We start from the raw sequence: 10,473 nt of genomic DNA, 5'->3' as shown, positions 1-10,473 counted from the left end.
GACGCCAGAGGGGGACGGGAAAGAGCACCGCAGATGAAGAGACTCCTCGAATCGCAGAAGGTCCGCTTCCTCATCGCGGGCTGCACCAACACGGCGATCGACTTCCTCATCCTCAACACGCTCGTGCTCCTGCTCGGTCTGCCGACCCTCGTCGCCAACGTCTTCTCCGTCCTGGTCGGCATCACGATCTCGTACGCGCTGAACCACTTCTTCGTCTTCCGCCACCCGGGCAGGGTCTCGGTCGCCACGTTCGCGAAGTTCTTCCTCGTCACCGGGTTCAGCTCGCTGGTCCTGCAGTCGGCGATCATCTACGGCTTCGAGGTCTTCTTCGACACCCGCTTCGGCAACTCGCTGCTCTTCCTCCCCAGCTCCGGCGAGAACGCCTTCCTCGCGATCAATATCGCCAAGGCCGTCGCCGTCCTCGTGGGACTGGTGTGGAACTTCTGCATGTACAAGTTCGTCGTCTTCCGCCGTCCGGCGCACGATGCGCTGCCCGCGATCGAGACGGTCTCCCCCGCCGCCGTGGCCGTCAGCACCGAGCCCGTCGACATCGTCCGCTGAGGGCCGCAGGCTCCCGGGCACCGCTCGAGCCGCGTGCTAGCCTCGTCGAGTTCTTCCGACGGGGCACTCCTCCCGTCGACGCCGCACCACCCGGAGGCTCCCATCGCCCGCTCGACGTTGCCCATCGCGGTCGTCGTCGTCACCCACTTCTCGGGTGAGGTCCTCCGCGCGTGCCTCGAGTCCGTGCCGGAGGCGACGGAGCACGACGTGCGCATCCTGGTGGTCGACAACCTGACCACGGACGACTCCGTCCGCAGCGTCGTCGAGCGCCTGCCGCAGGTCGAGTTCCACGAGACCGGGCAGAACCTCGGCTACGGCCGGGCCGTCAACTACGCGGTCGACCGCCTCGGGCCCGAGGTCGAGTGGATCCTGGTGACCAACCCGGACACGGTCTTCCTCCCCGGCTCGATCGACGCCCTCTACGCCGCCGCGACGGCGGACGACCGGATCGGCTCGATCGGGCCGCGGATCCTCGACTCCGACGGCACGATCTACCCCTCCGCCCGCGCTCTGCCCTCGCTCGGCACGGGCGTCGGGCACGCCGTCTTCGCCCACGTCTGGCCCGGCAACCCGTGGTCGGCGACCTACCGGCGCTCGCGCGCGGTCGAGACCCTCCGCCACGGCCGGATGGAGGCGGGCTGGCTCTCCGGCGCCTGCGTGATGGTGCGCCGCACGGCCTTCGAGGAGATCGGCGGGTTCGACGACCGCTACTTCATGTACTTCGAGGACGTCCAGCTGGGCGACTCGCTCGGACGGCGCGGGTGGACCAACGTCTACCTCGCCGACGCGGTCGTCTCCCACCTCGGCGGGCACTCCACCCGCCTGGCCTCGGCGCGGATGCTCGCGGTTCACCACCGCAGCGCCTACCTCTACCTCGCGCAGAAGTACGGGGCCTGGTACCAGGCGCCGATCCGTGCGGCGGTCCGCGCCGGGCTGGGCGCCCGGGTCGCGCTGATGCGCCTCCGCTCGAAGAGCTGATCCGCTCCGATCGGGCGGGCCGCCTGGCCGGCGCCGGGCGGCCCGCCCACCGGATCGGCGGTCAGGACGCGGAGTCGAGCTCCGTGTAGAAGGCCCGCGCCTCGTCCCAGGTCGGCAGCAGACCCTGCGCCTCGGCCTCGGCCAGCGTCGGTGCGTCGGTGTCCTTCGGCGAGAGGAGCAGCTCGCCGGCCTCCTCCGGGAAGCGCAGGCCGATCTGCCCGTCGAGCGGGTCGATACCCTTCTCCCGCACCGGGTCGAAGGTGGCGTTCACGAGGTACGAGACCACGGCGCCCTCGGTCAGCGCCACGAAGGCGTGCGCGACCCCCTCGGCGATGTAGACGGAGCGGCGGTCGACGTCGTCGAGCAGGATCGACTCCCAGCGCCCGAAGGTCGGCGACCCGACGCGCACGTCGATCACGTAGTCGAGGACCGCGCCGGAGAAGCACGAGACGTACTTGGCCTGCGACGGCGGGATCTGCGCGAAGTGGATGCCGCGGACGGTGCCGCGCCGCGAGACGGAGGTGTTGCCCTGCCGGAGCGAGAGCGGGTGCCCGACCTTCTCGGCCAGGCGGTCGAAGCGGTAGAACTCGTAGAAGACCCCGCGATCGTCGGGGAACTGGCGCGGAGTCACTTCGTAGACGTCGGGGATGTCGAGCTCTCGGATCTGCACGGTCGCCAGTGTAACGACGGCGTGTCACGGGCCCGCGACGCCTCTCTGCGCCACCCGGCGGCGTGCCGGAGCGCCGACCGTCGGCCGACGGACCGCTCGGGCATGATGAGGAGGTGACCTTCCTCCTCACGGGCGCCTCCGGCATGCTCGGCACCGACCTGCGCGCGGCCCTCGGCTCCCGCCCCAGCACCGCCCTCGGCCGCTCCGACCTCGACGTGACCGACCTCGACGCCGTGCGCGCCGCCGTCGCGGGACACGACGCCGTGGTGAACTGCGCCGCGTACACCCGCGTCGACGACGCCGAGACCGACGAGGAGGAGGCGCACCGCGTCAACGCCGTCGGAGCGCGCAACCTCGCCCTCGCCACCGCCGAGACGGGAGCCGCACTCGTGCAGGTCTCCACCGACTACGTCTTCGACGGCTCCGCGACGACCCCCTACTCCGAGGACCACCCCCGGAACCCGATCTCGGCCTACGGCCGCACGAAGGCCGAGGGCGAGCGCCTGGTGCTCGAGGCCAACCCGGAGCGCGGGTACGTCGTCCGCACGGCCTGGCTCTACGGCGAGCACGGCGGCAACTTCGCTAAGACGATGGTGCGACTGGCGGGCGCGCACGAGACGCTGACCGTGGTCGACGACCAGCACGGCCAGCCCACCTGGACCGCCGACCTCGCCGCGCGCCTGATCGAGCTGGTCGACGCGGAGGCCCCGGCCGGCGTCTACCACGGCACCAGCTCCGGCGAGACGACCTGGCTCGGCTTCGCCCGTGCCGTCTTCGCCAAGGCGGGTCTGGATCCCGAGCGCCTGCGCCCGACCGACAGCGGCTCGTTCGTCCGCCCCGCTCCGCGTCCGGCCTACTCGGTCCTCGGACACGACGGCTGGAGCCGGGCGGGCCTGCCGCCGCTGCGCTCCTGGCAGGACGCGCTCACCGCCGCACCCCTCGAGGCGGTGACCCCGTGACCACCACTCTCCGCGTCGTCGTCGACCAGATGCTCGCCCGCGTGCCCGGCGGCATCGGCCGCTACACCGAGGAGCTCACCCGCGAGCTGATCGCGACGGCTCCCCGCGACTGCGAGGTGGAGGCCGTCGTCTCCGCCCACCCGCCCGAGAAGGAGGAGGAGCTGCGCCTGCGCCTGCCCGGCCTCGCGCGCATCCACCGGCTGCCGCTCGGGCGCCGCGAGCTCTCGCGCGCCTGGCAGTACGGGATCGCCATCCCGGCCGGCGGCGGCATGATCCACGCCCCGAGCCTGTTCGCCCCGCTGCGCAGCCACGACGGGAGCGAGGGCGAGCAGATCGCCGTCACGATCCACGACACGGTGCCGTGGACGCATCCCGAGACCCTCACCCCGCACGGCGCGAAGTGGCACCGGGCGATGGCGAAGCGCGCCCGCAAGCACGCGGACGCCGTCGTCGTCCCCACCCACGCCGTCGCCCACCAGCTCTCCCAGCTGATGGACTTCGGCGATCGACTGCGCGTGATCGGCGGAGCCGTCGGCTCCGGCCTGGTCGTCCCGGAGGACGCCGACGAGCGCGCCACGGCGCTGGGCCTCCCCCCGGAGTACGTGCTGAGCGTCGGCACGCTGGAGCCGCGCAAGGGCCTGGTCTCGCTGATCGCGGCCTTCGGAGGAGCGTCCGCCCCGGCGATCCCGCTGCTCCTGGTCGGCCCGACTGGCTGGGGCGACCTGGACGTGGCCTCCGTCGCCGACGAGCAGGGCCTCGACGAGACGCGCGTGCGCGCCCTGGGAGTCCTCAGCGACGCCGACCTCGCCGTCGTCCTCTCGCGGGCCACCCTCTTCGTCTACCCGAGCATCGCCGAGGGATTCGGCCTGCCCGTGCTCGAGGCGATGCACTTCGGAGTGCCGGTGGTGCACTCCGACGACCCCGCGCTGATGGAGGTCGCCGCGGACGCCGGCGTCGCCGTCGAGCGCGGCGACGCGAAGGACTACCCGGACCGCCTCGCCCTCGCCATGAGCAGCGTGCTCGCCGACACCGGGCTGCGCGAGCGGATGTCGGTGGCCGGCCGCGACCGCTCCCGCGCCTTCAGCTGGCGCGACTCCGCCGAGCGCGTCTGGGCGCTGCACGCCGACCTCTGAGGCGTGCGGCACCCGGCCGTCTACGGCGCGGAGTCGCCCGACAGTCCGGCGCTCACCAGCGAGTGCACGACGTCGTAGTCCGGATCCTCCGGGTCGACGGCCGGCGGGACCAGCTCGATCGGGTCCACCGGCTGCGACTTCGTCTTGAGCCCCAGCTGGACGAAGTAGCCGAGCATCCCCTGCGGGACGTCCGTCTTGATGACCTGGGACCCGGCGGACGCCACGTCCTGGAACTTGGCGAGGACGTTGCCCGGCTCGAACTGGGCGAGCAGCGCCTCCTGCACCTGCCGCTGGCGCGCCATCCGGTCGTAGTCGCTCGTGGTGTAGCGCGAGCGGGCGTAGGCGAGGGCCTGCTCGCCGTTGAAGTGCCAGTGCCCGGGATCGATCCACTGGTTGACGCCCTGCATCACGCCGTCGGAGTCGGGCAGCCCGCCCAGGGGCAGCGGCTCGTCGGCCACGTAGTCGATGTCGATGCCGCCGAGCGCGTCGATCAGCTGGGCGAAGCCCTCCATGTCGATCAGCGCGTAGTACTGGATCCTCAGATCGAGGATGCCCTCGACCGCGTCGCGCATCGCCTCGATGCCGGGCTCGCTGCCGTGGTCGACGGCGTCGGGGTAGAGCTCCGGGTGCTTCAGCTCGACCTCGGTGTAGACCGAGTTGAGCTTGCAGACGTCGACGGCGCAGTTGTCGGTGTCGTAGCCGTCGGGATAGAGCTCGTGCATCGGGCTGGTCTCGGGGAACGGGAAGTCGACGAACTCGCGCGAGACGCCGATGATCGAGGCCTTGCCGCTCGACGCGTCGATGCTGACCACCGAGATGCTGTCGGGGCGCAGACCGTCGCGGTCCTCCCCCGCGTCGCCGCCGAGGAGCATCACGTTGTAGCGGCCGTCGATCGGCTGCTCGATCGCTCCGCCGCCGAAGATCGACGACAGCGTCCCCCGGGTCACGCCGAGCAGGTAGGTGCCGTAGGCGGTGGTGCCGACCGAGATCGCCATCAGCGCGATCGTCGCGAACGCGAGCACGCCGCGCATCCGCGGGCGCACCCGGACGACGCGGATCAGGCGGAGGGTGTCGAGCGTCAGCACGGCCCAGACCACCCCGTAGACGACGAGCGCGGCCTGGAGCGCGAGCATCGAGACGTCGAAGGTCGCGAGCGTGTAGAGGCCGGTCGGGAAGACGAAGTAGAGGAGCACCGCGACCAGGAGGGCGACCCAGAGCCCGAGGGTGAAGCCGAGCCCCAGGCGCCCGAGCCGGCGGTTGCCCGCGAGGACCTGAGCGGACCCGGGCACCAGCAGGTTGACGATCAGCAGCCACCACGCCCGCCGCGTCATGAAGGCGCGGGAGGCGACGTCCGGGTGCCGCAGCGGCAGGGCGACGGCCGTCACAGGCCCGCCACCAGGGCGTCGTTCTTCGCGGCGACCTGCACCTCGAGGTCGGCGGCGAAGGCGTCGAGCGCTGCGGAGAGGGCGTCGTCCGCGGTCGCGAGGATCTTCACCGCGAGCAGTCCGGCGTTCCGCGCTCCGCCGATGGAGACGGTGGCGACGGGGACGCCCGCGGGCATCTGCACGATCGAGAGGAGGGAGTCGAGCCCGTCGAGGCGGGCGAGCGGGACCGGCACTCCGACGACGGGGAGCGAGGTCACGGCGGCGAGCATGCCGGGGAGATGGGCGGCTCCGCCCGCCCCGGCGATGACGACCTTCAGGCCGCGGCCGCGGGCCTCGCGGCCGTACGCGATCATCGCCTCCGGGGTGCGGTGCGCGGAGACGACCCGGACCTCGTGCGCCACGCCGAACTCGGCGAGGACGGCGGACGCGGCCTGCATGACGGACCAGTCCGAGTCCGACCCCATCACGACGCCGACGAGCGGCGCGGGCCCGTTCACGAGCGCGTCCGCGCTCACGAGAGGGCTCCGGCAGGGGTCGGGGAGGTCGGCAGGCTCGTCACGGCGACCATCGTACGGGTCAGTCCGTGAGAACGGCCGCCGCCGCGCGAGCCTCGTAGACCACGAGGTCGAGGTCGTCGCCGGTGGCGTTCACGTGCCCGACCTTGCGGCCCGGTCGCGGCTCCTTGCCGTAGTTGTGCACTTTCACGCCCGGGTGATCGGCGAGCACCCGCGGGTAGCGGTCGGTCAGCGACTCCCCCACCGGGCCGCCGAGCACGTTGACCATCACGGTCCACGGATCGCGGCAGCCCGTCGCGCCGAGCGGCAGGTCGAGGACCGCGCGCAGGTGCTGCTCGAACTGCGACGTGGTCGATCCGTCCATCGTCCAGTGGCCGCTGTTGTGCGGGCGCATGGCCAGCTCGTTGACCAGGATCCGGTCGTCCGTCGTCTCGAACAGCTCGACGGCCAGGACGCCGGTGACCCCGAGGCTGTCGGCGATCGTCTGCGCGATCTCGGCCGCGGCTGATGCGAGCCGGCCGGCGGACGCGGGGGCCGGAGCGATCACCTCGGCGCAGACGCCGTCGCGCTGCACGGACTCCACCACCGGCCAGAGGATGCTCTCGCCGGAGGGGCGCCGAGCGACGAGCTGCGCGAGCTCGCGGCGGAAGCCCACCAGCTCCTCGACCAGGAGCGAGCCGCCCCGGCCGTCCTCGGCGAGGGCGGTGAACCAGTCGTCCGCCTCGTGGGCGCCGCGCACCACGCGCACGCCCTTGCCGTCGTAGCCGCCGCGCGCGGTCTTCACCACGGCGCTGCCGCCGTGTTCGGCCAGGAACGCCCCCAGCTCCTCGGCGGAGGAGACCTCGGCCCACTCGGGCACGGGCACGCCGAGCTCGGTCAGGCGGCGCCGCATCATCAGCTTGTCCTGGGCGAACAGCAGGGCGTCGGGGCCGGGGTGCACGGCGACGCCGCGGGCGACGAGCTCGCGGAGGATCGGCTGGGGAACGTGCTCGTGGTCGAACGTCACCACGTCCACGGTCTCGGCGAAGGCGAGCACGGTCGCCTCGTCGCGGTAGTCGCCGACCCGTGTCGCGGCGAGCCCCGCCGGGGCGCCCTCGCTCTCGGCGAGCACGGCGATCTCGATGCCGAGCTCCACCGCCGCGGGGATCATCATCCGGGCGAGCTGGCCGCCCCCGATCACGCCGACGCGCATGGCGCTCCTCCGTCTCCGCCCGCTGGCGCGGGGCGGCTCCATGCTACCGAGGCCCCGACGCGCTCACGCGGGCGGCGGCCACTCCGGCTCGAGAACGGGAGCCGCGCCGATCGCCTCCCGCAGCAGGTCGGCCGTGAGCTCCGGATCCGGCAGGTCCCGCAGCACGAACACCTCGGCTCCCGCCTGCAGGATCCGGACGTCCCCGCACCGGGCGAGGCGCTGGCCGAGGGAGCGCTCGACCACGACCTCCATCCTCCGATCGAAGACCACCTCGGCCCGCCGGATCGACGCCACGCCCCGGCGCGCGCTGAGGCCGGAGGCGGTGACGCGGTAGCGCACGCTCGCCCAGCCCGCGATCCCGGGAGCGCAGAGGAGAAGCACCAGAAGTGCGGTGCCGAGCCCGATGATCCAGCGCTGCAGGGCGAGCTCGAACTGCGCGGCGAAGTAGAAGCCCGTCCAGGTGAGCAGGAGGAGACCGACGACCGGTGCGACCGCCCGGCGGGCGCGCGGGGTCAGCCGCGCCAGCTCGCGGTCGGCGGGGTCGGTCCTGGCCATCAGGAGCGCAGATGCGTGACGTCGCCGGCCGTGAACGAGCGCAGCGCGCCGCCCTGCTCGAGCAGGAGGGAGCCGTCCGGGGCGAGTGCGGCGGCGGTCCCCTCCTCCTGCGTGCCGTCGGGCAGCTCGAGCCGGACGCGCGTTCCGAGGGTGCCGCAGGAGGCGCGGACGGCGGCGGCCGCTCCGGACGCCTGGGGGTCACCCTGGGCGAGCAGCGGAGCCAGCAGACCCTGGAACCCGGTCAGGAACGCGGCGAGCACCTCGTCGGCGCTCGTCGTCCGCGCTCCGGCGAGGGCGAGCGAGGTGGCGGTCGGGACCGGCAGCTCCGCCTCCGTCAGCAGCAGGTTCACGCCGGTGCCGACGACGACCCGCCCGTCCGGCAGGCGCTCGGCGAGGACCCCCGCGACCTTCCGGCCGTCGATCAGGACGTCGTTGGGCCACTTGACGGCGACGTCCCCGTCGACGAGGGGTGCGAGGGCCCGGGCGAGAGCGGCGCCGGCCACGAGCGGCAGCCAGCCGGAGGCCTCGGCGCCGAGGGCGGAGGCGTCGACCAGAGTCGAGGCCGCGAGCGTACGGCCCGCGGGCGCCTGCCAGACGCGCCCCAGCCGGCCGCGCCCGGCGCGCTGGTCGCCGGTGGCGACGACGGAGAGGTGCGGCCACACGGCGGGGTCGGCGGCAGCCCGCTCGCGGAGCTCGTCGTTCGTCGACCCCGCCGACTCGAGCGCGAGGACGCGGGGGGAGACGGCGGAGGAGAGCGGGAGGAGCATGACGCCACGGTAGCGGCGGCTCCCGCGAGGCCGCTCCGAGCGCCGCGCGCGACGGCCCGCCCTTGTCCGGATCCTCCCGTCGGGAGCGGCCCTCCCTGTGCGAGTGCGACAAGAGGAGGCGTCCGCCCCGCCGGTAGGGTGAGCGGGTGACCGCGAACACCGAACGTCCCGCGCCCGATCTGTACACGACCGCGGGGAAGATCGCGGACCTCAGGAACCGCTACCACGAGGCCGTCACGGCCAGTGGCGAGGCGGCGATCGAGAAGCAGCACGCCAAGGGCAAGATGACCGCACGGGAGCGGATCGACACCCTCCTCGACCCGGGCTCGTTCGTCGAGCTGGACGAGTTCGTGCGCCACCGCACCCACGCCTTCGGCATGGAGAAGAAGCGCCCCTACGGCGACGCCGTCGTCACCGGGACCGGCACCATCCACGGCCGCCAGGTCGCCGTGTACTCGCAGGACTTCACGATCTTCGGCGGCTCGCTCGGCGAGGTGGCCGGCGAGAAGATCATCAAGGTGATGGACCTCGCCCTGAAGACCGGCGTCCCGATCATCGGCATCCTCGACTCCGGCGGAGCACGGATCCAGGAGGGCGTGGTCGCCCTCGGCAAGTACGGCGAGATCTTCCGCCGCAACACCGCGGCGAGCGGCGTGATCCCCCAGATCTCGATCATCTGCGGCCCTGCCGCGGGAGGCGCGGTCTACTCCCCCGCCCTGACCGACTTCGTGATCATGGTCGACAAGACCAGCCAGATGTTCGTCACCGGGCCCGACGTGATCAAGACCGTCACCGGCGAGGACGTCGGGATGGAGGAGCTCGGCGGCGCGCTGACCCACAACAAGATCTCGGGCGTCTCGCACTACCTCGCGAGCGACGAGAACGACGCGCTCGACTACGCGCGGACGCTCCTCTCCTTCCTCCCGGACAACAACCTGTCGCCGGTCCCCGTCTTCGAGACCGAGGTCGATCTCGAGACGACCGACGCGGACCGCTTCCTCGACACGGTCATCCCGGACAGCCCGAACCAGCCGTACGACATGCGCGCCGTCATCGAGCACATCGTCGACGAGGGCGACTTCCTCGAGGTGCAGCCGCTGTTCGCGCCGAACATCGTGATCGGCTTCGGCCGCGTCGAGGGCCGCTCCGTCGGCATCATCGCGAACCAGCCGAGCGCCATGGCGGGCACGCTGAACATCGAGGCGGGCGAGAAGGCGTCCCGCTTCGTCCGCTTCTGCGACGCGTTCTCGCTGCCGATCCTGACCCTGGTCGACGTCCCGGGCTACCTGCCCGGCACCGACCAGGAGTGGACCGGCGTCATCCGCCGCGGCGCGAAGCTGCTCTACGCCTACGCCGAGGCGACCGTGCCGCTGGTCACGGTCATCCTGCGCAAGGCCTACGGCGGCGCGTACATCGTGATGGGGTCCAAGCAGCTGGGAGCCGACATCAACCTCGCGTGGCCCACCGCCGAGATCGCCGTCATGGGCGGCCAGGGCGCGGTGAACATCCTCTACCGCAACGAGATCCGCAAGGCGGAGGAGGCCGGCGAGGACGTCGCAGCTGTCCGGACGCGCCTGGCGAACGAGTACACCTACAACGTCGCGAGCCCGTTCCTCGCGGCCGAGCGCGGCGAGCTCGACGGCGTGATCGAGCCCTCGGCGACGCGTGTCTCCGTCATCAAGGCGCTGCGTGCGCTGCGCACCAAGCGCGCCAACCTGCCCGCGAAGAAGCACGGCAACATCCCGCTCTGACCCGGCT

The 10,473-nt window shown here is 72.5% G+C and carries 11 protein-coding genes; 5 read left to right on the top strand and 6 right to left on the bottom strand.

Features of this window, described 5'->3' with window-relative positions; translation table 11 throughout:
- The first annotated feature begins 33 nt into the window (after nucleotides 1–33).
- Together C5C25_RS01225 and C5C25_RS01220 are read left to right on the top strand one after the other, a co-directional pair.
- A complete protein-coding gene (locus C5C25_RS01225; protein WP_104223158.1) occupies nucleotides 34–561 on the top strand; it encodes a GtrA family protein in 528 nt (175 codons plus the stop codon).
- Between the two features lie 117 nt (nucleotides 562–678).
- Complete coding sequence (locus tag C5C25_RS01220; protein ID WP_258069309.1) at nucleotides 679–1,539, top strand: glycosyltransferase family 2 protein; 861 nt, start codon at nucleotides 679–681, stop codon at nucleotides 1,537–1,539.
- A gap of 61 nt (nucleotides 1,540–1,600) precedes the next feature.
- Here the strand turns inward: C5C25_RS01220 and C5C25_RS01215 are convergent, their stop codons facing one another.
- The gene (locus tag C5C25_RS01215) at nucleotides 1,601–2,209 is read right to left on the bottom strand and encodes a dTDP-4-dehydrorhamnose 3,5-epimerase family protein (protein ID WP_104249491.1); all 609 of its coding nucleotides are present in this window, start codon (nucleotides 2,207–2,209) and stop codon (nucleotides 1,601–1,603) included.
- Between the two features lie 113 nt (nucleotides 2,210–2,322).
- Between C5C25_RS01215 and rfbD the strand changes: the two genes are divergently transcribed.
- Nucleotides 2,323–3,168, top strand: coding sequence for a dTDP-4-dehydrorhamnose reductase (gene rfbD / locus C5C25_RS01210; RefSeq protein WP_104249490.1), 846 nt, complete (start codon nucleotides 2,323–2,325; stop codon nucleotides 3,166–3,168).
- Nucleotides 3,165–4,301: a glycosyltransferase family 1 protein gene (locus C5C25_RS01205; RefSeq protein WP_244229467.1), complete on the top strand. Its 1,137-nt coding sequence runs from the start codon at nucleotides 3,165–3,167 to the stop codon at nucleotides 4,299–4,301. The genes rfbD and C5C25_RS01205 overlap by 4 nt, the downstream gene beginning before the upstream one ends.
- A gap of 20 nt (nucleotides 4,302–4,321) precedes the next feature.
- Here C5C25_RS01205 and C5C25_RS01200 read toward each other — a convergent pair whose 3' ends face one another.
- The 5 genes from C5C25_RS01200 to C5C25_RS01180 form a co-directional block, all read right to left on the bottom strand.
- Nucleotides 4,322–5,686 (bottom strand): LCP family protein, encoded by a 1,365-nt coding sequence (locus C5C25_RS01200; protein ID WP_258062231.1) that lies wholly within the window; start codon nucleotides 5,684–5,686, stop codon nucleotides 4,322–4,324.
- The gene (gene purE / locus C5C25_RS01195; RefSeq protein ID WP_104249647.1) at nucleotides 5,683–6,150 is read right to left on the bottom strand and encodes a 5-(carboxyamino)imidazole ribonucleotide mutase; all 468 of its coding nucleotides are present in this window, start codon (nucleotides 6,148–6,150) and stop codon (nucleotides 5,683–5,685) included. The genes C5C25_RS01200 and purE overlap by 4 nt, the downstream gene beginning before the upstream one ends.
- A 112-nt stretch (nucleotides 6,151–6,262) precedes the next feature.
- Nucleotides 6,263–7,393 carry a 5-(carboxyamino)imidazole ribonucleotide synthase gene (locus tag C5C25_RS01190; RefSeq protein WP_104249489.1) on the bottom strand — a complete coding sequence of 377 codons (1,131 nt, stop codon included), beginning with the start codon at nucleotides 7,391–7,393 and terminating at the stop codon, nucleotides 6,263–6,265.
- Between the two features lie 63 nt (nucleotides 7,394–7,456).
- Nucleotides 7,457–7,948, bottom strand: coding sequence for a PH domain-containing protein (locus tag C5C25_RS01185; RefSeq protein ID WP_104223162.1), 492 nt, complete (start codon nucleotides 7,946–7,948; stop codon nucleotides 7,457–7,459).
- Nucleotides 7,948–8,715 carry a biotin--[acetyl-CoA-carboxylase] ligase gene (locus tag C5C25_RS01180; protein ID WP_104225464.1) on the bottom strand — a complete coding sequence of 256 codons (768 nt, stop codon included), beginning with the start codon at nucleotides 8,713–8,715 and terminating at the stop codon, nucleotides 7,948–7,950. Before C5C25_RS01180 ends, C5C25_RS01185 begins: the two co-directional genes overlap by 1 nt.
- A 146-nt stretch (nucleotides 8,716–8,861) precedes the next feature.
- Here C5C25_RS01180 and C5C25_RS01175 point away from each other — a divergent pair, with 146 nt between their 5' ends.
- A complete protein-coding gene (locus C5C25_RS01175) occupies nucleotides 8,862–10,466 on the top strand; it encodes an acyl-CoA carboxylase subunit beta (protein WP_104223164.1) in 1,605 nt (534 codons plus the stop codon).
- Nucleotides 10,467–10,473: the final 7 nt, after the last annotated feature.

This window comes from Rathayibacter sp. AY2B9 (assembly GCF_002931595.1).
Lineage (GTDB): Bacteria > Actinomycetota > Actinomycetes > Actinomycetales > Microbacteriaceae > Rathayibacter.
Note: the sequence above shows the minus strand (reverse complement) of the source record. Positions and strands in the feature narration are given on the sequence as shown.

Excerpts from the sequence above, each read along its gene's own strand:
- C5C25_RS01190 (WP_104249489.1), bottom strand. The coding sequence starts at position 7,393 with ATGCGCGTCGGCGTGATCGGGGGCGGCCAGCTCGCCCGGATGATGATC.
- C5C25_RS01225 (WP_104223158.1), top strand. The coding sequence starts at position 34 with ATGAAGAGACTCCTCGAATCGCAGAAGGTCCGCTTCCTCATCGCGGGC.
- C5C25_RS01185 (WP_104223162.1), bottom strand. The coding sequence starts at position 7,948 with ATGGCCAGGACCGACCCCGCCGACCGCGAGCTGGCGCGGCTGACCCCG.
- C5C25_RS01180 (WP_104225464.1), bottom strand. The coding sequence starts at position 8,715 with ATGCTCCTCCCGCTCTCCTCCGCCGTCTCCCCCCGCGTCCTCGCGCTC.
- purE (WP_104249647.1), bottom strand. The coding sequence starts at position 6,150 with ATGGGGTCGGACTCGGACTGGTCCGTCATGCAGGCCGCGTCCGCCGTC.